A 20455-nucleotide genomic window follows, 5' to 3' on the forward strand; every position below is an offset into this window, starting at 1 on the left:
GATGACGGAGCAGGACACGACCGACGCGCGCGCCGCCCTGCCGGCCGCCATGGCCGACCTGGCCGAGGACTTCCACGCGGTCAGCCAGAAGGACCGCCTGCAGCTGCTGCTGGAGCTGAGCAACGAGCTGCCCGGGCTGCCCGAGCGCTACGCGGGCCGCCTCGACCAGATGGAGCGCGTCGACGAGTGCCAGTCGCCGCTGTTCCTGGCCGTGGAGGTCGCCGACGACCCCGCGCGGACGGTGTCGCTCTTCTTCGACGCGCCGGCGGAGGCGCCCACGACCCGCGGGTTCGCCGGGATCCTGCACGAGGGGCTCGACGGGCTGCCCGCGGACGAGGTGCTCGCCGTCCCCGACGACGCGCCCTACCGCTTCGGGCTGGCCGAGGCCGTCTCGCCGCTGCGCATGCGAGGCATGGTCGGGATGCTCGGACGGATCAAGCGACAGGTCCGCCTGCGCCGCGAGGCGCTGGGCGCCGGTGGTCAGGCATGAGCGAGCCGCACGAGGACGCCGTCGAGGTCGAGTGGACCGGCGGGCTGGACCCCGATGCCGATGTGGCCCCCACCGAGGAGGACCTGCAGCTCGAGCGCGCCCTGCGCGCCGGTCTGGACGACTTCGAGCTCTCCGACGACGACCGCACGCTGGTCGAGACCGGCGAGCTGCCCCCGGGCGAGCAGGACGAGGCCGAGCTGCGGCCGGTCGTGGCCATCGTCGGACGGCCCAACGTCGGCAAGTCCAGCCTGGTCAACCGCATCCTCGGCCGGCGCGAGGCCGTCGTCGAGGACGTCCCCGGCGTGACCCGTGACCGGGTCGCCTACGACGCGGACTGGTCCGGCCGGCGGTTCACGCTCGTCGACACCGGGGGCTGGGAGGTCGACGCCACCGGCATCCACCTGCGGGTGGCCGAGCAGGCCGAGGTCGCCGTCGAGCTGGCCGACGCCGTGATGTTCGTGGTCGACGCCACCGTCGGCGCGACGGACACCGACGAGCAGGTCGTGCGGCTGCTGCGCCGCTCCGGCAAGCCGGTCGTCCTCGTCGCCAACAAGGTCGACGACCAGCGCTTCGAGGCCGACGCGGCAATGCTGTGGTCCCTCGGCCTCGGCCAGCCGTGGCCGGTCTCGGCCCTGCACGGCCGGGGCACCGGTGACGCGCTCGACGCCCTGCTCGACGTGCTGCCCGACACGACCTCGGTCCCAGGGGCCTACCCCCGCGGCGGCCCCCGGCGCGTGGCCCTGCTGGGGCGCCCCAACGTCGGCAAGTCCTCGCTGCTCAACCGGCTGGCGGGGGAGGAGCGCGTCGTCGTCGACTCCGTCGCCGGCACCACCCGCGACCCCGTCGACGAGCTGGTCGAGCTCGGTGGCAAGGTATGGCGCTTCGTCGACACCGCGGGCATCCGCCGCCGGGTGCACCAGACCCGCGGCGCGGACTTCTACGCCTCCCTGCGCACCCAGACCGCCCTGGAGAAGGCCGAGGTGGCGGTCGTGCTGGTCGACGTCTCGGAGCCGCTGACCGAGCAGGACGTACGCGTGGTCCAGCAGGTCGTCGACTCGGGACGGGCGCTCGTGCTGGCCTTCAACAAGTGGGACACCCTCGACGAGGAAAGGCGCTACTACCTGGAGCGGGAGATCGAGCGCGACCTCGTCCAGATGCAGTGGGCGCCCCGGGTCAACATCTCGGCCTCCACGGGGCGCAACGTCGCCAAGATGGTCCCCGCCCTGGAGACGGCGCTCGCCTCGTGGGACCGACGGATCCCCACCTCCCGGCTCAACGCCTTCTTCGGCGAGGTCGTCGCCGCGCACCCCCATCCGGTGCGCAGCGGCAAGCAGCCGAGGATCCTCTTCGCCACCCAGGCGGACACCCGCCCGCCGAAGTTCGTCGTCTTCGCCTCCGGCTTCATCGAGGCCGGCTACCGACGCTTCCTGGAGCGCCGTCTGCGGGAGCAGTTCGGCTTCGAGGGCACCCCGATCGAGATCTCGGTGCGGGTGCGCGAGAAGCGTTCGCGGCGCTGAGCACCGGCCCCGTGGCGCCCCCGGCGCTCAGGGGCGGACGGCGATTCGGTGCAGGGGTCACCATGCGTTAAGGTGATCCTCGCCCTTAGGGGCCTCGGGCTGTGGCGCAGCTTGGTAGCGCACTTGACTGGGGGTCAAGGGGTCGCAGGTTCAAATCCTGTCAGCCCGACCGAGAAGGTTGCAGACGAAGGCCCTGCCGGAGAGATCCGGCAGGGCCTTCGTCATCCCCGGTCGGCGGCCGCCCGCGCCGCGGCCACGTCGATCTTGGACTGGGTGAGCATCGCCTCGAACGCCCGGGCGGCCCGGGCCGGGTCCGGGTCGGTGGTGAGCCGGTCGAGCTCGGCGGGGTAGACCTGCCAGGACAGGCCGAAGCGGTCCTTGAGCCAGCCGCACGGGCCGGGCTCCCCACCGCCGGCCAGCAGCGCGTCCCAGAGGCGGTCGGTCTCGGCCTGGTCCTCCGTGCGGACGACGAGCGAGACCGCCTCGGTGAAGGTGAACTGCGGCCCGCCGTTCAGGGCGGTGAAAGGGCGGCCGTCCAGCTCGAACTCGACGGTCATCGTCGACCCCACCGCCTTGTCGCCCGGCGGCTGGGCGGGGTAGCGGTTGACCGAGACGACGCGCGAGCCCGGGAACACCGAGGTGTAGAAGCGGGCGGCCTCCTCCGCCTGGTCGTCGAACCACAGGCAGGTCGCGAGCGTGGTCATGGGTGCTCCTCTCGTCGGCCCCCGGGCGGGGGTGTGATGGTGGTTGGACCGTGAGCGGCGCCGGAAGTGATCGACGCCCCGGCAACTACACTGCGGCTATGACCACGGGTACGGGGGAGGCTCCGCAGACCCGGCGGGACGGCCCTGTCCCGCCGGTGAGCGGACGTGTGCTCACCCTGCCCAACGTGCTGAGCATCGTGCGCCTGATCGGCGTGCCGGTCTACCTGTGGTTGCTCGTCGAGGGCGAGCTGGCCTGGGCGGGCCTGCTGCTGGTCGTCTCGGGGTTCACCGACTACCTCGACGGCAAGATCGCCCGCCGCTACGGCCTGGTCACGCGCCTGGGCCAGCTGCTCGACCCCATCGCCGACCGGCTCTACATCGCGACCACGCTGCTGAGCCTGGCGTGGTTCGACGTCATCCCCTGGTGGCTGGTGGTCGTCCTGGTCGCCCGAGACGCTCTGATCCTGGCCATGTACCCCGTCGTGCGCGCCTACCGGCTGCCCATCCCGCCGGTGCACTTCACCGGCAAGGCCGCGACCTTCAACCTGCTGGCCGCCTTCCCCATGCTGCTCTTCGGCCACGTGGAGGGCTGGTGGCAGACGGCCGCCCTGGCGACCGGCTGGGCCCTGGCGTGGTGGGGCACGGTGCTGTACTGGGTCACCGGGTTCGTCTACCTCTGGCAGGTGCGCGCCATGGTCGGGCAGCGTCGCGCGCAGAGGAGCCGGGTATGAGGTTGCCCCGCGCCGGGGTCGCCGAGCGCAACCCCGACCCGGCGGCGTCGATGGCGCTGCTGGAGCAGGTGCTGGACCCGCCCGTGGGGCCGGGCTACCAGTCTGCCGCGGCCGCGCGCGAGGAGGAGGGCCTGCCGCCGTCCTCCGGCTACTCCACGGCGTTGATGTTCGTCACCTCGCTGGTGCTGGGCACGCTGGTCACGGTCTCGGCGGTGACGCTGCGGGCCCCCGACCCGGTCGCGGCGGAGACCCGGGCCCAGCTCATCAGCCGCATCGAGGCCGCCCAGCAGGCCGGCGACGAGACCAGCGAGCGGGTCGACGAGCTGCGCGCGCAGATCCTGGAGCTGGAGCAGGCCCAGGTGCGCAGCGCCCAGGGACCCGCCGCCGAGGGCGGTATCGCCGCGGCCAGCCTCCAGGTCGGCGCCCAGGCGGTGCGCGGCCCCGGGGTGGTCGTCGTCCTCCAGGACGCACTGCCTGGCGACTCCGGCAGCCCGGGCGAGCCGCAGAACCCCGAGCGGGTCAACGCGCGCGACATCCAGCTCGTGGTCAACGGGCTGTGGAGCGCCGGTGCGGAGGCGGTGTCGGTGAACGAGCACCGGCTGACCAGCACCTCGGCCATCCGCTTCGCGGGCGAGGCGATCATCGTCGACTTCCGCGGCCTGGCACCGCCCTACGAGATCAGGGCCATCGGGGACCCCGAGCGCCTGGCTCAGGAGACCTCCACGGGGATGACCGGTGCCTACCTGGCCGAGGTGCGCAACCAGCTCGGCATCCGCGCCGAGGTGACGACGCAGGAGGAGATCACGATCGGTCCCGCAGAACGTCTGACGACCCGGGTCGGGCGCGTCCCCGACGAGGCGACGGGGCAGGACCGATGATCCCGGTCCTGGGCCTGCTCCTGGGCGTGGCCGTCGGGCTCCTGGTGAGCCCGGAGGTGCCGCTGTGGCTGCAGCCCTACCTGCCGATCGCGGTCATCGCCGCGCTCGACGCCGTCTTCGGGGCGACCCGCGCGGCGCTGGAGGGCATCTTCAACGACCGCGTGTTCGTCATCTCCTTCCTGTCCAACGTCGTCGTGGCCGCGCTCATCGTCTTCCTCGGCAACCAGCTCGGGGTGGGGGCCCAGCTGTCCACCGGGGTCGTGGTGGTGCTGGGGCTGCGCATCTTCTCCAACGTCGCGGCCATCCGACGGCACCTGCTGGGAGCCTGATGACCACGCAGGACGCACCCGGACGCCAGGGGAGGACGGCGCGCCGTCCGCACGGCCCCGGGCCGACGACGGCCCAGGCCCGCCGGCGGTTCAAGGACCTGCTCGCCGGGGCCCGTCCCAACCGCGGTCAGGCGGTCGCCGCCGTGCTCCTGGCCCTCCTGGGCGTGGCCCTCGTCGCGCAGGTGCGCAGCACCGAGGAGGCGGGCCTGAGCCAGCTGCGGCAGTCCGAGCTCGTGGCGCTTCTCGACAACGTCTCCGGGCGGGTGGACGCGCTCCAGCAGGAGGTGGTCCAGCTGGAGGCCGACCGCCTCCGCCTGCAGGGCGAGCAGGGCGGCGAGGCCGCGGCCGTGGCCGCGCAGGAGCGCCTGGAGTCCTACGCGATCCTGGCCGGCACCGTCCCGGTGGAGGGGCCAGGGATCACCGTCTACGTCAACGACCCGGAGGGCGGGGTGACCCAGACCATGCTGCTGGACGCCATCCAGGAGCTGCGCGACGCGGGCGCCGAGGCGATCCAGGTCGGTCCGCACCGGGTCGTCGCCTCCACCTACGTGGGCACCGACGCCGAGGGCCAGGTGACTCTCGACGGGTCCCCGCTGCTGCCGCCCTACCGGATCGTGGCCATCGGTGACTCCCACACCCTCGCGGGCGCCATGGCGATCCCCGGGGGGTTCTCCGACAGCCTGCGCGGGGCCGGCGCCACGGTCGAGGTCGTCGAGACGGACTCCCTGCTCATCGACGCGTTGCGCACCGTCGAAGAGCCCCGTTACGCTCAGCCCGTCCCGTCAGACCCCGAGCCGTGAGGCTGCCCGGGTCGTAGGGTGGCCCCACCGACCTGGGCGCTCGCCAGAGGCGCCCGCCCGTCCTGTCACCGAGGAGAGCGATGAGCACGCTGAACTACCCCGACGACCTTCGTTACACCACCGACCACGAGTGGGTGCGCGAGCAGGGGGACGGGGTGGTGCGCATCGGCATCACCGCCTACGCCCAGGACGCCCTCGGCGACGTGGTCTACGTCTCGCTCCCGTCCGTCGGCGACACGCTCGCGGTGGGTGACTCCGTGGGCGAGGTGGAGTCCACGAAGTCGGTGAGCGACATCTACGCCCCGGTCGCCGGCGAGGTCACGGCGGTCAACGAGGCCCTGGACGCCACCCCCGAGCTGCTCAACTCCGACAGCTACGGCGAGGGCTGGATGTACGAGGTGCGCGTCGAGGACGCGGCCGCCCTGGAGGGCCTGCTCGACTCCGGGGCCTACCAGGCCCAGCTCGACTGACCCGACCCAGGACCGACCACCACCCCGACCCGCACCGCCGCCCGCCCGTCCTGCACCCGAGGGTCGGAGGGGAGGCTGCACTACAGTGGAGGCCGGTGGCCGCAGCAGCGGCCACCGGTCCCTTCCGTCCCTCGGACACCACGCACCACCAGGAAGGTCACCCGTGAGCGACCGCGACCGTGAGCACCACGACTTCGGCACCGATCCGACCACCGCGCGGATCCCGCACGGCGCCGAGGTGCCGCCTGCCGAGTACACCTTCGACGACGAGGCTCCCCGCCTGTCGACGGAGGACCAGCGCACCGTCGACGCGCTGCGTCCCGGCACGGCCCTGCTCATCGTGCTGCGCGGTCCCAACACCGGTGCCCGTTTCCTGCTCGACGCCGACGAGGTGAGCTCCGGGCGTCACCCGAGCAGCGACATCTTCCTCGACGACGTCACCGTCTCCCGCCGGCACGCGGTCTTCGCCCGCGACCCCGAGGGGTATGTCGTGCGCGACGTGGGCTCGCTCAACGGCACCTACGTCAACCGCCAGCGCATCGACGAGGCGGTCCTGCACCAGGGCGACGAGGTGCAGATCGGCAAGTTCCGCCTGGTCTACTACCTCGGGCGCTCGTGACCTCGACCGCCCGCGCCGACGCAGGCGGCGCCCACGGCATCTCCATCGGTGCCGTGCTGCGCCAGCTGCAACCCGACTTCCCGGACCTGACGATCTCCAAGATCCGCTACCTGGAGACCGAGGGTCTCATCACCCCGGAGCGGCGCTCCTCGGGGTACCGGCTCTTCGCCGACTCCGACATCGCCCGGCTGCGCTTCATCCTCACCGCCCAGCGCGACCGGTTCTGGCCGCTGAAGGTGATCAAGGACGCCCTCGACCGCCTCGACCGCGGCCTGGACGTGCCGGGACTGACCTCGCCGGGCGACGAGGCCCCGACGACGGGGGAGGAGGAGACAGGGGGCGAGGGGTCGGCCGTCGTCACGGACCTCAGCGCCGCGGCGCTGCGGCGCAGGCGCGCGATCCGCCTCACGCCGGCCGAGCTGCGGGAGCGCACGGGGCTCGACCGCGCTGCCTACGGCCAGCTCACCGCCTTCGGGCTGCTGCAGACCGACGGGTCGGGCCGCCACCAGGCCGACGACCTCGACGTCGCCACCGCCGCCGCCGTCCTCGCCCGCTCCGGGCTCGAGGCGCGTCATCTGCGCTCCTTCCGCATCGGTGCCGACCGCGAGCTCGGCCTGGCCCAGCAGATCCTCGAGCCGCTGCGCCGGCGCCAGGCGCGCGGTGCACCCGGCCCCGACCCGGACGACGTCGAGGCCGAGCTGCTCTCCACCATGCTGGCTCTGCACGTCGCCCTCGTGCGCTCCGGCCTGTCCCGCGGGCACTGACCCACCCCCGGGCCGCCCCCCCGAGGCTCGACGCGCGGGCGCCCCCGCTCCCAGCGATCGGGGGTACCGTGGGACGGGTGAAAGAGCTCGACGTGCTGGGCGTCCGGGTCGAGATGCCGACCAACAGTCCCATCGTGCTGCTCCGCGAGCGGGAGGGGCAGCGCTACGTGCCGATCTGGATCGGGGCGCCCGAGGCGACGGCGATCGCCTACGCCCAGCAGGGCGTGGAGCCGCCGCGGCCGCTGACGCACGACCTCATGGTCACGGTGATCCGCGAGCTCGGGCACACCCTGACCGCGGTGCACATCACCGAGGTCCTGCAGAACACCTTCATGGCCGAGCTGCACTTCGACGACGGGACGGTCATCTCGGCCCGGCCCAGCGACGCCATCGCCATCGCCCTCCGGGCCGCGACACCGATCCTGGCCCGCGAGGAGCTCCTCGACGAGGTGGGGGTCACGATGGCTGTCGAGGAGGAGGACGAGGTGGAGCGCTTCCGCGAGTTCCTCGACAACGTCTCGGCCGAGGACTTCGAGGAGTAGCGTGGAGGGTCACGGCGCGTCGGTCGTTGACCGGGGGGCACCCGCACCCTACGGTCGAGGTGTGCAGTTGATGCACATCAGTCACACGAGTCACACTGACCACATCCCCGAGGAGGACCGGTGAGCGCTGGCGCTGACGCCCCCGGCACGCAGGCCGAGGCCGGCCGGGACACCCGGCCCTCCCAGGGGGTCCTCTTCACCGAGGACATCCCCGCGCTGGACGAGTCGGTCGGCTACCGCGGCCCGACCGCCTGCGGGGCGGCAGGGGTGACCTACCGTCAGCTCGACTACTGGGCGCGCACCGGGCTCCTGGAGCCCTCGGTGCGCAACCCCAGCGGATCGGGGACGCAGCGGCTCTACTCCTTCCGGGACATCCTCGTCCTGAAGATCATCAAGCGGCTGCTGGACACCGGGGTCTCCCTGCAGCAGATCCGGGTGGCCGTGACCGCGCTGCGCGAGCGAGGGGTGCACGACCTGGCCCGGATCACGCTGATGAGCGACGGCGCGAGCGTCTACGAGTGCACCAGCGACGACGAGGTCATCGACCTCGTCCGCGGCGGCCAGGGCGTCTTCGGCATCGCGGTCGGCAGCGTCTGGCGCGAGGTGGAGGGCCAGCTGGCCGAGCTGCCGAGCGAGCGGGCGGGCGAGGAGCTGGCCGAGCACCCCGGCGACGAGCTGTCGGCGCGCCGCCGGGCCCGGCGCACCTCCTGACGGCGGGCCTGCGACGGCGGCGCCCACGGGGGTCCGCGCGGGAGAGTCGGGTCGGTGCGGGGCAGGGCACCTGCTAGGTTGGACGCTGCCGACGAGGCCGCGCGGGAGAGTCCTCCCCGGGTACCGGTGAGGCGCCGAAGGGGCATACTCCCCGACAAGCTCTCAGGCGTCCAGGACCGCGCGGATGAGGCAACTCTGGAAGGCGTCAGCGACTGGCCCGACAGAGGGGGAGCGCTGACCTGCGCCTGCCCGAGGAGCCGTATTGAGCACCGACACCACCCCCGCCCCCGCCGCCGACGCCGAGACGGTCGTCACCGACGACGCCTCGCCGCTGGGGCCCAGCACGCTGACAGACTTCGTGGGCCGCCACGTCGGCCCGCGCGAGGAGGACGTCGCCCGCATGCTGGGCACGCTGGGCTACGACAGCCTGGACGCGCTCGTCGAGGCAGCCGTCCCGCCGGCCATCCGCTCCACCGAGCCCCTGTCGATCGCGGCGGCCCCCTCCGAGCAGGCCGTCCTCGCCGAGCTGCGCGACCTGGCCTCCCGCAACCGGGTCCTGACCTCGATGATCGGCCTGGGCTACTACGGCACCCAGACCCCGCCGGTCGTGCTGCGCAACATCCTCGAGAACCCGGCGTGGTACACCGCCTACACGCCCTACCAGCCCGAGATCTCCCAGGGGCGCCTGGAGGCGCTCCTCAACTTCCAGACGATGGTCAGCGACCTGACCGGCCTGCAGATCGCCGGCGCCTCGCTGCTGGACGAGGCGACCGCGGCCGCCGAGGCGGTCGCCCTGATGCGCCGCAACAGCAAGGCCGCCCAGGACGCCGTGCTCGTCGTCGACCGCCACCTGCTGCCGCAGACGCTGGGGGTGGTCACCACCCGCGCCACCCCGCTGGGCATCGACGTCGTCGCGACGGACCTCGACCAGGTGGGCGACGCCGACGCCCTGCGCGCGGCGGCCGGTGACCGCGAGGTGATGGGCGTGATCGTGCAGTACCCCGGCGCCGACGGCCAGATCCGCGACTGGCGGGCCCTGACGGAGGCCGCGCACGAGCTCGGCGCCCTCGTGACGGTCGCGGCGGACCTGCTGGCGCTCACGCTGCTGACGCCCCCGGGGCAGTGGGGTGCCGACGTCGCGGTCGGCACCACCCAGCGGTTCGGCGTGCCGATGGGCTTCGGCGGCCCGCACGCCGGCTACATGAGCGTGCGCAAGGGCCTGGAGCGCTCTCTGCCCGGCCGCCTCGTCGGGGTGAGCAAGGACGCGGACGGCAACCCGGCATACCGCCTCGCGCTGCAGACCCGTGAGCAGCACATCCGCCGTGACAAGGCGACCTCCAACATCACGACCGCGCAGGTGCTGCTCGCGGTGATGGCGGGCATGTATGCCGTGTGGCACGGGCCAGAGGGCCTGCGCCGCATCGCGCTGGAGACGCACGCCAAGGCGCGCACGCTGGCGGACGCGCTGACCGCAGGAGGCCTGGAGCTGGCCGGTGAGGACTGGTTCGACACCCTCTCGGTCCGCGTCCCCGGCCGGGCGGCAGAGGTCGTCGCCTCCGCCCTGGAGCGCGGTGTCAACCTGTGGCAGGCCGACGGGGACACCGTCCTGCTGTCCACCGACGAGCTGACGACCCTGACCGACCTGCAGGCGGTCGCGGAGGCGTTCGGCGTGCAGGCCCCGTCGCAGGTCCGCACGGTCGACGCCCCCGCGTGGTCCGGGCTGGCCCGCGGCGAGGACCACCCCTACCTGACCCACCCCGTCTTCACCACCTACCGCAGCGAGACGGCCATGCTGCGCTACATCCGCAGCCTCTCCGACAAGGACTTCGCCCTGGACCGGGGCATGATCCCGCTGGGGTCGTGCACGATGAAGCTCAACGCGACCACCGAGATGGAGGCCATCACCTGGCCCGAGTTCGCCTCGCTGCACCCGTTCGCCCCGAGCGACCAGAGCGAGGGCATCCGCGAGATCGTCCGGCAGCTGGAGGAGTGGCTGTGCGAGGTCACCGGCTACGACCACGTCTCGATGCAGCCCAACGCGGGCTCGCAGGGCGAGTTCGCCGGCCTGCTGGCCATCCGCAAGTACCACGAGGCCAACGGTGACGACCAGCGCAAGGTCTGCCTCATCCCGCTGAGCGCCCACGGCACCAACGCCGCCAGCGCCGTCATGGCGGGGCTGCGGGTGGTGCCGGTCAAGACCGGCCCCGGCGGCGACGTCGACATGGAGGACCTGCGCGCCAAGGTGGCCGAGCACGGCGAGCAGCTGGCCGCGATCATGATCACCTACCCCTCGACGCACGGCGTCTACGAGGACACCATCACCGAGCTGTGCGAGCTGGTGCACGAGGCGGGCGGGCAGGTCTACCTGGACGGCGCCAACCTCAACGCGCTGATGGGCATCGCCAAGCCGGGCCGGTTCGGCAGCGACGTCTCCCACCTCAACCTGCACAAGACGTTCACCATCCCGCACGGCGGCGGCGGGCCGGGCGTCGGGCCGATCGGGGTGCGCTCCCACCTGGCGCCCTACCTGCCCAACCACCCGGTGGTCGGCGACGCCGGCCCCGAGACCGGTGTCGGCGCGATCTCGGCGGCGCCCTGGGGCTCGGCGAGCATCCTGCCGATCTCGTGGGCCTACATCCGGCTGGTCGGGGGTGCGGGGCTGACCCGTTCCTCCCAGGTGGCGGTGCTCAACGCCAACTACGTGGCCGCGCGCCTCCACGAGCACTACCCGGTCCTCTACACCGGAGCCGACAACCTCGTCGCGCACGAGTGCATCCTCGACCTGCGCGGCCTGACCAAGGAGACCGGCGTGACGGTCGACGACGTCGCCAAGCGGCTCATCGACTACGGCTTCCACGCCCCGACGATGTCCTTCCCGGTCGCGGGCACGCTCATGGTCGAGCCCACCGAGAGCGAGGACCTGGGCGAGCTGGACCGGTTCGTGGACGCCATGATCGCGATCCGTCAGGAGATGGACGCGGCGGCCGGGTCGGTGGAGGGCAGCGTCCTGCGCAACGCGCCGCACACCGCCCTGTCCATCGCCGGTGACTGGGACCACCCCTACGACCGCATGACGGCCGTGTTCCCGCAGGGTGTGGACCCCTCCCGCAAGTACTGGCCCTCGGTTCGCCGGATCGACGGCGTGTACGGCGACCGCAACCTCGTCACCACCTGCCCCGCACCCCGGGAGCACACGGACTGACCCTGCACGGGTGAGGTGAGGAGGGTCCGGTGCGCGTGCGCGTGCCGGACCCTCGTCATACCCGGCCGGAATGTGTTTGGATCTGCCCATGGGTCAAGAGGTCAGTCACAGCGATTTCACCCGGGAGCACCGACTGGCCTTCCGGGAGAAGGTCCTGCAGGACCTCGACGTCTTCGAGCGGATGCTGGAGGGCAGCCGCTTCGACTTCACCCGCCCGCAGATGGGCCTGGAGATCGAGCTCAACCTCGTCGACGAGCACACCATGGCCCCGGCCATGGTCAACCGGCAGGTGCTCGAGGAGATCCACGAGGGGGACTTCCAGTCCGAGGTCGGCCGCTACAACATCGAGATGAACGTGCCGCCGCGGCCGATGGCCGGGGACCAGGCGGTGCGGCTGGAGCGCTGGCTGTCGCAGTCGCTGCGGCGCGCCGGTGACGCGGCCCGCCCCCACGGCGCCCGGGTGGCGGCCATCGGGATCGTGCCCACCCTGCCCGCCTCGCTCTTCGACGGCCCGTGGATCTCCGACGGCGTGCGCTACCAGGCGCTCGAGGACGGGCTGCTGCGGGAGCGCGGCGAGGGGTTCGAGCTGGAGATCCAGGGCCCGTCGGGGGAGCGGCTCGACAGCTACCACGACGGCATCGGGCCGCTGTCCGGGTGCACCTCGGTCCAGCTGCACCAGCAGGTGACCCCCCAGGACTTCCCGGTCTACTGGAACGCCGCCTCGATCATCTCCAGCCTGCAGGTGGCGATGGGTGCCAACTCGCCCTACCTCTTCGGGCGCCGGTTGTGGGCCGAGACACGCATCCCGCTGTTCACCCAGATGACCGACACCCGCTCGGTGGAGCTGAAGTACCAGGGCGTGCGGCCCCGCGCCTACTTCGGCCGGGCCTGGATCACCTCGATCTTCGACCTGTTCGAGGAGAACGTGCGCTCCTTCCCGGCGCTGCTGCCCGAGGTCTCCGACGAGGACCCGGGCTCGCTGCTGGACTCCGGCGAGGTGCCGCAGCTCTCCGACCTCAAGCTGCACAACGGCACGGTATGGCGCTGGAACCGCCCCATCTACGACACGAGCCAGGGGGTGCCGCACCTGCGCGTGGAGAACCGGGTGCTGCCCGCCGGACCGACGGTCGTCGACATGGTCGCCAACGCCTGCTTCTACTACGGGCTGCTCGAGTCGGCCACCACCAGCGGACGCCCGATCTGGACGAAGATGGGGTTCGCGACCGCGGAGAAGAACTTCGACGACGCCGCCCGCCACGGGATCTCCAGCGTGCACACGTGGCCCGGGCTGGGGCGCATCCCGGTGGTGGACCTCGTCGCCGACCACCTGCTCGACGTCGCCGACGACGGGCTGGCGGCGCTGGGCCTGCGCCGCGAGGTGCGCAGCCACTACCTGTCGGTGATCGAGGGCCGGTGCCGGGCGCGCCAGAACGGCGCGAGCTGGCAGGTGAGCACCACCGAGGCCTTCGAGGCCGCCGGGTACGGCCGGGATGAGGCGCTGCGGGAGATGTTCCGTCTGTACGTCGACCACAGCGAGGACAACGTGCCGGTGCACACCTGGGAGGTGCCCACGGTGGAGCCCCAGCCGGGGGAGGGCGAGGACGCCTCCACCGACGAGCCGGCCGACCGGCGTGCCGACGACGTCGCCTGAGCGACGACGAGGTCGCCCCGGGCGACCCGACGGGGTCAGCGGCGCCGGTTCCAGGCCTCGATGACGGGGCTCTCGTGGTGGTGCCCGAGCACCCCGACCGAGCCGACCTCGAAGGTCAGCCGGTCACCGAAGCGGGGCGCCTGCTGCAGGTAGACGGCGGTGAGGATGCGCAGGGCGTGGCCGTGCCCGACGAGGCACACGTCTCCCTCGTGCAGCATCGGCCAGACGCGGTCCAGCACCCGGCTGGCGCGCGCGGCGACCTCCTCGACGGTCTCCCCGGGGGTGTCACCGGGGACGACCCCGTGCTCGAAGACCGTCCACGGGTAGCCGAGCTCCTCGCGGATGTCGGCGGTGGAGCGTCCCTCGTAGCCGCCGTAGTCCCACTCGACCAGGTCAGGGTCCAGCTCGTCGACCTCCAGCCCGGCCAGCTCGGCGGTCCGGCGCGCGCGCAGGAGGGGGGAGGCGCGCACGTGGACGAACTGCCTGCCGTCCAGGGCACGGACGATGTCGCCCGCAGCGGCCTCGCCCTCGGGCAGCAGGGGAAGGTCGGTCAGCCCGGTGTGCTGCCCCGAGCGGGACCACTCGGTCTCCCCGTGGCGCACCAGCACCAGGCGGCCGGCCGGGACGGGAGGTCGGGAGGAGGCCGGGGCGCGGCCGTCCGTGTCGGGAATAGGTCGGTCCGTCATGGCTGGCAGACTACGGCCCATGCCCTCCGACGCGACGCGCTCCGTGACCCTGACCCGCACCGGCCCGGGCACGTTCCTGGCCGAGAACGCACGGGGCGGCACCCTGACCCTGGCCGCCGGCGGTGCGGGCGCGACCGACTTCAGCCCCGTCGAGCTGCTGCTGGTCGGCATCGCCGGCTGCTCGGGCATCGACGTCGACGCCCTCACCTCCCGGCTCGCCGAGCCGCTGACCTTCACGATGACCGCCTCCGGCGACAAGGTGCGCGACGAGCACGGCAACCACATGGGCCCGATCACGGTGACCGTGTCCGTCGACTTCCCCGAGGGCCCGGACGGCGACCGGGCGAGGGACCGGCTGCCGGACGCCGTCGAGAAGTCGCGCGACCGGCTGTGCACGGTCTCGCGGACCGTGCAGCTGTCGGCACCGGTCACCTACGAGCTGCGCTGAGCCCGGGGTCGTCGGGGGCACCGTGACGACGGGGCGGCTGCGCCGCACCCTCGGGCTGCGGGACGCCGTGACCGTCGGCCTGGGGTCGATGGTCGGGGCGGGTGTCTTCGCCGTCTGGGGGCCGGCGGCCGGAGCCGCGGGCGGCTGGGTGCTGGCCGCGCTCGTGCTGGCGGCCGTCGTGGCCACCTGCAACGCGCTGTCGTCGGCCGCGCTCGCCGTCCGCCACCCCTCCGCAGGGGGCACCTATGTCTACGGCCGGGAACGGCTCGGGGAGGTCTGGGGCTACCTGGCCGGCTGGTGCTTCGTCGTGGGCAAGACCGCCTCCTGCGCGGCGATGGCCATGACGGTCGGCGCCTACCTGGCCCCGGGCGCCGAGCGGGTGACCGCCGTCGTGGCCGTGCTGCTGGTGACCGGGCTCAACCTCGCCGGGGTGCAGCGCTCGGTGTCGGCCTCGCGGGTGATCGTCAGCGTCGTGCTGTGCGCGCTCCTGGGCGTGGCGGTGGCGGCGGTGCGGCCCCGGGACGGGGGTATGGCGCTCGATCCCACGCAGGTGGCCGGGGGCGAGGTGGACGCCTACGGCGTGCTGCAGGCCGCCGGGCTGCTGTTCTTCGCCTTCGCCGGGTATGCCCGGATCGCCACCCTGGGGGAGGAGGTCCGACGGCCCGAGCGTGTCATCCCGCGGGCGGTCGTCCTGGCGCTCGCCGCGGTGCTCGTCCTCTACGCCGGGGTCGCGCTGCTGGTGCTGGGCGTGCTCGGGCCGGAGCGGGTCGCCTCGTCGCCGGCGGCCGTGGCGGACACCGCGGCCGAGGTCTGGGACCCGGCGTGGGTGTGGACGCTGCGCGTCGCGGCGGGGCTCGCGGCGCTCGGGGCCCTGCTCAATCTGGTCCTCGGCATCTCCCGCACGGCGATGGCGATGGCGCGCGACGGCCACCTGCCGGGCGGGCTGGCCAGGGTGAGCGGCTCGGGGGCCGTCCCGCGCGCCGCCGAGGCGGCCGTGGGCGTCGTCGTGCTGCTCGTCGTGCTCGTCGTCGACCTGCGCGGCGCGATCGGCTTCTCCAGCTTCGGCGTGCTGCTCTACTACGCGGTGGCCAACGCCGCGGCGTTCACCCTGCGCCGGGAGTGGGCCCCGGGTCAGGTGGTGCCCGTCGTCGGGCTGGTGGGCTGTCTCGCGCTGGCCGTGTCGCTGCCCGGGGCGTCGGTGCTGGGGGGCTCAGCCGTCGTGCTGGCCGGCCTGGCCACCTACGGCCTGCGTCGGCGGCACCGGGACGGGGGCGCTGCCGCCTGAGGGGCCCCCGGTCTCGTCGGTGGACAGCGGGGCGGTGTGCAGGTGGCCCGCCTCGCGCAGCTGCTGCATGACGGTGTGCGAGCCCTTGACCCCCATGAGGGCACGCGGGTGGATCGGCTGGCCGGTGCGCAGCACCGAGATGCGGCCCTGCGGCTCGAGCACGGCCAGCGCCACCTGGGAGGGGTGGCTGACGCCGGCCTGGCGCATCGCGCTCCACAGCATGGGCATCGTCAGCCCGTAGGTGTGCAGGGCCTCGGTGCGGACCTTGCCGGCCACCGCGAGCACGACCGCGCGGGCGCGTGGCGTGGGGCGGCGCAGCTGGGGGATGGGCAGGCGGCGCAGCCCGTGGAAGGCGACCTCGATGGCTCCCAGGGTCCCGAGGGCCAGCAGCCCTCCGGCCAGGGTCGGCACATGGCCCATCGTCGACCGCCCGACGATCGCGCCGAGCACGGTCACCACGGCCAGGTCGACGCTGCGGGGGCTGGAGTAGAGCCGTTGCCCCCACAGCCGCAGGACCGCGCCGAAGACGAAGTACATCGTCAGGGTGCTGACGACGACGCCGACGGCTCCGGCGGGGGTGATGCCGAGGTGGTACCAGAGGTCCTGCATGGTGAGCCATCGTGGCAGACGGGTCCGCTAAACCGGTGGCGGTCACGCCGCGCGGTGCCCGACACTGGTCCTCGTGACCGAGACGACGACGCAGACCACCGACCGGCCGGGGGGCACCGCATACCGCTGGGCACCCCTGTCCGAGGCCGACGTGCCCGCCTGGGCCGAGCTGGTCAACCACCTCGCCCGGGTGGACGGGACCGAGGAGTTCTACCGGGAGGAGGACCTGAGGGAGGAGCTGACGTTCAGCGGGTTCGACCCCGGGCGCGACAGCGTGGCGGTGTGGGACGGCGACGTCATGGTCGCCTTCACCACGGTCTCTGTCCCGCGGACCCCTGACCATGAGGGGTCGGGGCGCGGCTACCTCGACGGGGGTGTCCACGCCGACCATCGTCGCCGCGGTCTGGGCCGGGCCCTGCTGGACCGGATGGAGCCGCGCGCCGTCGAGCTGGTGGGGGAGCGCCACGGCACGGCACCGGCCTACCTCCGGGCCGGAGGCGGGCTGCACGGGTCCTCGGCGTCGGCGATGCTGGCCCGGCGCGGCTACCGTGTCGTGCGCTACTACAACGAGCTCGTCCGCCCGCTGGACGGCCCGGTGGAGGTCCCGCCCGTCGAGGGCGTCACCCTGGTCTCCCCGGGGGCCGAGCACGAGGAGGCGGTGCGGCTCGCGCACAACGACGCCTTCCGCGACCACTGGGGGTCGGGGGAGCAGTCGGCCGAGTCCTGGCACGAGCGGTGGACGGGGCGGGCGGCCCGCGGTGACGTCTCCACGGTGGCGCTCGACGTCGACGGACGGGCCCTGGCCTACGTGCTGTGCGCCGAGTGGGTGGACCGCGAGCTCTACGTCAACCTCGTGGGGACGGTCCGGGACGCGCGCGGCCGCGGGCTGGCGCGGGCCGCGCTGCTGCGCACCATCGACCTGGCCGCCCGCTCCGGCGCCTACGACACCATCGAGCTCGGGGTCGACTCGGAGAACCCCTCGGGTGCCACGCGCCTGTACGAGAACGTCGGCTTCACCCTCAAGCACCAGGTGCTCGCCATGCAGCGGGACCTGCCCCTCTGAGCACGGCGTGCCGGCCCCGTTAGGCTCGGCGCGTGAGCGAGGTCGAGGGTCTGCACAGCACGCTGGTCGGCGAGGGCGACGGCCCGGTCGTCGTCTTCCTGCACGGTCTCTTCGGCCGGGGGCGCAACTTCGGCACGGCGGCGCGGGATTTGCAGCCGCAGCTGCGGGGCCTGCTCGTGGACCTGCCCAACCACGGGCGCTCCGCGTGGACCGACCGGGTCGACTACACCCAGATGGCGGACGCCGTCGCGGACCACCTGCGCAGCGGGGTCGCCGCGGACGGCCCGGTGCACGTCGTCGGCCACTCCATGGGGGGCAAGACGGCGATGACGCTCGCGCTGGCCCACCCCGAGCTGGTGGACCGCCTGGTCGTGGAGGACGTCGGGCCCACCGGCACGGGGGAGACCAGCGAGTTCGAGCACCTGCTCGGGGCGCTGGCCCGCATCGACCTGGACGGGCTCGGGAGCATGGGCGACGCCGACCGGCAGCTGGCCGCGGACGTGCCGCAGCCGGCGCTGCGCGGGTTCCTGCTGCAGAACCTGCGCCGGGACGGGGACGGCGGGTTCGCCTGGCAGCCCAACCTGGAGGTGCTGCTGCGCGACCTGCCGGTGATCACCGGTGACATCCCGCGGCTGGGTGGCGAGGCCGTCTTCGACGGGCCGGTGCTGTGGGTGGCCGGCGGGGACTCCGACTACGTGACCGAGGAGGCCGAGCCGGTGATGCGCCGGCACTTCCCCCAGACCCGCCGGCTCACCGTCAAGGACGCCACCCACTGGGTGCACTCCCAGAAGCCCGACGTCTTCGCCCAGGTGCTGCGCCGGTTCCTCCTGCCGGACTGACGACCAGGCACCCCGGGGCGTGGGTCGCTAAGGTGGCGCCATGGCGCGCTTCGTCGACATCCACCCCGTGGATCCGCAGCCTCGCCTCGTCGCCCAGGTGGCCGACGTGCTGCGCGAGGGCGGCCTGGCTGCCTTCCCGACCGACGCCTGCTACACCCTCGGGGCCAGGCTCTCCGACGCCGGCGCCAAACAGCGCATCATCGACATCCGGCGCCTGGACGACAAGCACCACTTCACCCTCATGTGCGCCGACTTCGCCCAGCTCGGCCAGCTCGTGCAGCTCGACAACAGCGTCTTCCGCGCGGTGCGGGCAGCCACCCCCGGCGCCTACACCTTCATCCTGCCCGCTACCGGGGAGGTCCCCCGGCGCCTGCTGCACCCGCGCAAGCGCACGGTCGGCGTGCGCCTGCCCGACCACCGCGTCTGCCAGGCGCTGCTGGCCGAGGTGGGCGAGCCCCTGCTGACCAGCACCCTCCTCCTGCCTGGCGCGGAGGAGCCGCTGGCGTTCGGCTGGGAGGTCAAGGAGGCCCTCGACCACCTGGTGGACGTCGTGGTGGAGGGTGACCAGACAGGACAGGAGCCGACCACCGTGGTCGACTTCTCCGAGGGCTACCCCGAGGTGGTGCGGGTCGGCTCGGGCGACCCCGAGCCGTTCCGGTAGGACACCGCAGCCACCCGCGGTCCCTGACCCCCCTGCCCGGCGACGCGAAGGAGACGCGACCATGACGACGACGGCGACGACCACGCCCACCGTGCTGACGATCGAGACCAGCTCCCTGGGCGACCGCAGCTACCTCGTGCACGACGGTCAGGTGGCCCTCGTCATCGACCCCCAGCGCGACATCGACCGGGTCCTCGCACTGGCCCGGCAGGAAGGGGTCAGGGTCACCCACGTCTTCGAGACCCACATCCACAACGACTACGTCACCGGCGGCTACGCCCTGGCCCGGGAGACGGGCGCGGCATACCACGTCAACGCCGACGACGACGTCTCCTTCGACCGCGTCCCGGTCCGTGACGGGGACGTCGTGGAGGTCTCGGACATCCTCCGGCTGCGGGCGGTGCACACCCCGGGACACACCTTCACGCACCTGTCCTACGCGCTCGAGGGTGACCACCCCTACGTCTTCACGGGCGGCTCCCTGCTCTTCGGGTCCACGGGCCGGCCCGACCTGCTCGGGGAGGAGCACACCGAGGAGCTGGCGCGCCTGCAGCACCGCTCCGCCCACCGCCTCGCCGGGGAGCTGCCGGAGGCGGCCCAGGTGATGCCCACCCACGGCTTCGGGTCCTTCTGCTCGGCGACCCAGACCGAGGGCGACGCCTCGACGATCGGGAAGGAGCAGGAGAAGAACCCGGCGCTGCTGCTGACCGTGGAGGAGTTCGTCCGGCAGACGCTGGACGGGCTGGACCTCTACCCCGCCTACTACGCCCGGATGCAGCCGGCCAACGTCGCCGGCCCGGACGCGCCGCGGCTGGACCCGCCCGGTCGCGCGGACAAGGACGAGCTGCGCCGCCGCATCGAGGCGGGGGACTGGGTGGTGGACCTGCGCACCCGCACCGCGTTCTCCGCAGGACACCTGCCGGGGTCGTTCAGCTTCGGCCTGGACGGGCAGTTCTCCACCTGGCTCGGCTGGATGCTGCCGGCGGGGGTGACCGTGACCCTGCTCGCCGGGTCCGCCGAGGATGTCGCCGAGGCCCAGCGCGAGCTGTCGCGGATCGGCGTCGACGACCTGGCCGGCGCCGCGACCGGGGGCCCGGCCGACTGGACGGCGGGGGAGCCCGCCACCCTGCCGCTGGCCACCTTCGCCGACCTGGCCCAGGTGCGTCACCACCGTCCGGTGAGCGTGCTCGACGTCCGCAACCCCAAGGAGCACGCCGACGGGCACCTCGAGGGAGCGGTCAACGTGCCCCTCGGTCAGCTGGTCGACCGGCTCGACGAGGTGCCGGAGGGCGAGGTCTGGGTCCACTGCGCCAGCGGCTACCGCGCGACCATCGGGGCCTCGGTCCTGCAGGCCGCCGGCCGGGACGTGGTGGCCGTCGACGACTCCTTCGAGGAGAACGCCGGGTCGGCCGGGGTGCCCCTCGTCGAGGCGCCCGAGGAGGGGTGAGCGTTCGCC

The 20455-nt window shown here is 73.2% G+C and carries 22 protein-coding genes, 1 tRNA gene and 1 riboswitch; of the genes, 20 read left to right on the plus strand and 3 right to left on the minus strand.

Features of this window, described 5'->3' with window-relative positions:
• Position 1 precedes the first annotated feature (1 nt).
• From K330_RS0109840 to K330_RS0109850, 3 genes are all read left to right on the plus strand, one after another.
• Positions 2-490, plus strand: coding sequence for a SufE family protein (locus K330_RS0109840; RefSeq protein ID WP_029202523.1), 489 nt, complete (start codon positions 2-4; stop codon positions 488-490).
• Positions 487-2007 carry a ribosome biogenesis GTPase Der gene (gene der / locus K330_RS0109845; protein ID WP_051145553.1) on the plus strand — a complete coding sequence of 507 codons (1521 nt, stop codon included), beginning with the start codon at positions 487-489 and terminating at the stop codon, positions 2005-2007. The genes K330_RS0109840 and der overlap by 4 nt, the downstream gene beginning before the upstream one ends.
• Before the next feature lie 95 nt (positions 2008-2102).
• Positions 2103-2176: transfer RNA gene (locus K330_RS0109850), tRNA-Pro, on the plus strand.
• A gap of 52 nt (positions 2177-2228) precedes the next feature.
• Here K330_RS0109850 and K330_RS0109855 read toward each other — a convergent pair.
• The gene (locus tag K330_RS0109855; RefSeq protein WP_022921667.1) at positions 2229-2711 is read right to left on the minus strand and encodes a VOC family protein; all 483 of its coding nucleotides are present in this window, start codon (positions 2709-2711) and stop codon (positions 2229-2231) included.
• A gap of 98 nt (positions 2712-2809) precedes the next feature.
• On the opposite strand from K330_RS0109855, the gene K330_RS0109860 reads away from it, so the two are divergent.
• The 11 genes from K330_RS0109860 (at position 2810) to K330_RS20470 (ending at position 13408) form a co-directional block, all read left to right on the plus strand.
• Positions 2810-3442: a CDP-alcohol phosphatidyltransferase family protein gene (locus K330_RS0109860; RefSeq protein ID WP_051145554.1), complete on the plus strand. Its 633-nt coding sequence runs from the start codon at positions 2810-2812 to the stop codon at positions 3440-3442.
• Positions 3439-4320 (plus strand): DUF881 domain-containing protein, encoded by an 882-nt coding sequence (locus tag K330_RS0109865; protein ID WP_022921669.1) that lies wholly within the window; start codon positions 3439-3441, stop codon positions 4318-4320. Before K330_RS0109860 ends, K330_RS0109865 begins: the two co-directional genes overlap by 4 nt.
• The gene (locus K330_RS0109870; RefSeq protein WP_022921670.1) at positions 4317-4649 is read left to right on the plus strand and encodes a small basic family protein; all 333 of its coding nucleotides are present in this window, start codon (positions 4317-4319) and stop codon (positions 4647-4649) included. The genes K330_RS0109865 and K330_RS0109870 overlap by 4 nt, the downstream gene beginning before the upstream one ends.
• Positions 4649-5449: a DUF881 domain-containing protein gene (locus K330_RS20465; protein ID WP_022921671.1), complete on the plus strand. Its 801-nt coding sequence runs from the start codon at positions 4649-4651 to the stop codon at positions 5447-5449. Before K330_RS0109870 ends, K330_RS20465 begins: the two co-directional genes overlap by 1 nt.
• Positions 5450-5529: 80 nt before the next feature.
• Positions 5530-5919 (plus strand): glycine cleavage system protein GcvH, encoded by a 390-nt coding sequence (gene gcvH / locus K330_RS0109880; RefSeq protein WP_022921672.1) that lies wholly within the window; start codon positions 5530-5532, stop codon positions 5917-5919.
• Positions 5920-6082: 163 nt separating this feature from the next.
• A complete protein-coding gene (locus K330_RS0109885) occupies positions 6083-6538 on the plus strand; it encodes an FHA domain-containing protein (RefSeq protein WP_022921673.1) in 456 nt (151 codons plus the stop codon).
• Positions 6535-7302, plus strand: coding sequence for a transcriptional regulator FtsR (gene ftsR / locus K330_RS0109890; RefSeq protein WP_022921674.1), 768 nt, complete (start codon positions 6535-6537; stop codon positions 7300-7302). The genes K330_RS0109885 and ftsR overlap by 4 nt, the downstream gene beginning before the upstream one ends.
• 77 nt (positions 7303-7379) lie before the next feature.
• Positions 7380-7844 (plus strand): bifunctional nuclease family protein, encoded by a 465-nt coding sequence (locus tag K330_RS0109895; protein WP_022921675.1) that lies wholly within the window; start codon positions 7380-7382, stop codon positions 7842-7844.
• Between the two features lie 120 nt (positions 7845-7964).
• Positions 7965-8555 (plus strand): MerR family transcriptional regulator, encoded by a 591-nt coding sequence (locus K330_RS0109900; RefSeq protein ID WP_022921676.1) that lies wholly within the window; start codon positions 7965-7967, stop codon positions 8553-8555.
• A 92-nt stretch (positions 8556-8647) separates the two neighbouring features.
• Positions 8648-8744: riboswitch (glycine riboswitch) on the plus strand.
• Between the two features lie 142 nt (positions 8745-8886).
• Complete coding sequence (gene gcvP, locus K330_RS0109905; protein WP_040658030.1) at positions 8887-11757, plus strand: aminomethyl-transferring glycine dehydrogenase; 2871 nt, start codon at positions 8887-8889, stop codon at positions 11755-11757.
• 88 nt (positions 11758-11845) lie between these two features.
• Positions 11846-13408 (plus strand): glutamate-cysteine ligase family protein, encoded by a 1563-nt coding sequence (locus K330_RS20470; protein ID WP_022921678.1) that lies wholly within the window; start codon positions 11846-11848, stop codon positions 13406-13408.
• 35 nt (positions 13409-13443) lie between these two features.
• On the opposite strand, the gene K330_RS0109915 is transcribed toward K330_RS20470, so the two are convergent.
• Positions 13444-14094 carry a histidine phosphatase family protein gene (locus K330_RS0109915; RefSeq protein WP_022921679.1) on the minus strand — a complete coding sequence of 217 codons (651 nt, stop codon included), beginning with the start codon at positions 14092-14094 and terminating at the stop codon, positions 13444-13446.
• Positions 14095-14113: 19 nt separating this feature from the next.
• Here K330_RS0109915 and K330_RS0109920 point away from each other — a divergent pair, with 19 nt between their 5' ends.
• Positions 14114-14542, plus strand: a complete 429-nt coding sequence (locus K330_RS0109920) for an OsmC family protein (protein ID WP_022921680.1) — start codon at positions 14114-14116, stop codon at positions 14540-14542.
• 22 nt (positions 14543-14564) lie between these two features.
• A complete protein-coding gene (locus tag K330_RS0109925) occupies positions 14565-15827 on the plus strand; it encodes an APC family permease (protein WP_022921681.1) in 1263 nt (420 codons plus the stop codon).
• Here the strand turns inward: K330_RS0109925 and K330_RS20475 are convergent.
• On the minus strand, positions 15753-16436 hold the full coding sequence (locus K330_RS20475) for a YetF domain-containing protein (RefSeq protein WP_022921682.1): 684 nt from the start codon (positions 16434-16436) through the stop codon (positions 15753-15755). The two genes, K330_RS0109925 and K330_RS20475, sit on opposite strands and share 75 nt — an antisense overlap.
• A gap of 73 nt (positions 16437-16509) precedes the next feature.
• Between K330_RS20475 and K330_RS0109935 the strand changes: the two genes are divergently transcribed.
• The 4 genes from K330_RS0109935 (at position 16510) to K330_RS20480 (ending at position 20446) form a co-directional block, all read left to right on the plus strand.
• Complete coding sequence (locus K330_RS0109935; protein WP_022921683.1) at positions 16510-17499, plus strand: GNAT family N-acetyltransferase; 990 nt, start codon at positions 16510-16512, stop codon at positions 17497-17499.
• 32 nt (positions 17500-17531) lie between these two features.
• Positions 17532-18338 (plus strand): alpha/beta fold hydrolase, encoded by an 807-nt coding sequence (locus K330_RS0109940; protein WP_022921684.1) that lies wholly within the window; start codon positions 17532-17534, stop codon positions 18336-18338.
• 40 nt (positions 18339-18378) lie between these two features.
• Entirely contained in the window at positions 18379-18999 is a 621-nt protein-coding gene (locus K330_RS0109945; protein WP_022921685.1) for an L-threonylcarbamoyladenylate synthase, read from the plus strand.
• A gap of 61 nt (positions 19000-19060) precedes the next feature.
• On the plus strand, positions 19061-20446 hold the full coding sequence (locus K330_RS20480; protein WP_022921686.1) for an MBL fold metallo-hydrolase: 1386 nt from the start codon (positions 19061-19063) through the stop codon (positions 20444-20446).
• Positions 20447-20455 lie beyond the last annotated feature (9 nt).

The organism is Ornithinimicrobium pekingense DSM 21552, from assembly GCF_000421185.1.
Lineage (GTDB): Bacteria > Actinomycetota > Actinomycetes > Actinomycetales > Dermatophilaceae > Ornithinicoccus > Ornithinicoccus pekingensis.

Excerpts from the sequence above, each read along its gene's own strand:
- K330_RS0109945 (WP_022921685.1), top strand. The coding sequence starts at position 18,379 with ATGGCGCGCTTCGTCGACATCCACCCCGTGGATCCGCAGCCTCGCCTC.
- K330_RS0109855 (WP_022921667.1), bottom strand. The coding sequence starts at position 2,711 with ATGACCACGCTCGCGACCTGCCTGTGGTTCGACGACCAGGCGGAGGAG.
- K330_RS0109915 (WP_022921679.1), bottom strand. The coding sequence starts at position 14,094 with ATGACGGACCGACCTATTCCCGACACGGACGGCCGCGCCCCGGCCTCC.
- K330_RS0109865 (WP_022921669.1), top strand. The coding sequence starts at position 3,439 with ATGAGGTTGCCCCGCGCCGGGGTCGCCGAGCGCAACCCCGACCCGGCG.
- der (WP_051145553.1), top strand. The coding sequence starts at position 487 with ATGAGCGAGCCGCACGAGGACGCCGTCGAGGTCGAGTGGACCGGCGGG.
- K330_RS0109840 (WP_029202523.1), top strand. The coding sequence starts at position 2 with ATGACGGAGCAGGACACGACCGACGCGCGCGCCGCCCTGCCGGCCGCC.
- K330_RS20475 (WP_022921682.1), bottom strand. The coding sequence starts at position 16,436 with ATGCAGGACCTCTGGTACCACCTCGGCATCACCCCCGCCGGAGCCGTC.
- K330_RS0109860 (WP_051145554.1), top strand. The coding sequence starts at position 2,810 with ATGACCACGGGTACGGGGGAGGCTCCGCAGACCCGGCGGGACGGCCCT.
- K330_RS0109920 (WP_022921680.1), top strand. The coding sequence starts at position 14,114 with ATGCCCTCCGACGCGACGCGCTCCGTGACCCTGACCCGCACCGGCCCG.
- gcvH (WP_022921672.1), top strand. The coding sequence starts at position 5,530 with ATGAGCACGCTGAACTACCCCGACGACCTTCGTTACACCACCGACCAC.
- K330_RS20465 (WP_022921671.1), top strand. The coding sequence starts at position 4,649 with ATGACCACGCAGGACGCACCCGGACGCCAGGGGAGGACGGCGCGCCGT.
- K330_RS0109870 (WP_022921670.1), top strand. The coding sequence starts at position 4,317 with ATGATCCCGGTCCTGGGCCTGCTCCTGGGCGTGGCCGTCGGGCTCCTG.
- K330_RS20470 (WP_022921678.1), top strand. The coding sequence starts at position 11,846 with ATGGGTCAAGAGGTCAGTCACAGCGATTTCACCCGGGAGCACCGACTG.
- K330_RS20480 (WP_022921686.1), top strand. The coding sequence starts at position 19,061 with ATGACGACGACGGCGACGACCACGCCCACCGTGCTGACGATCGAGACC.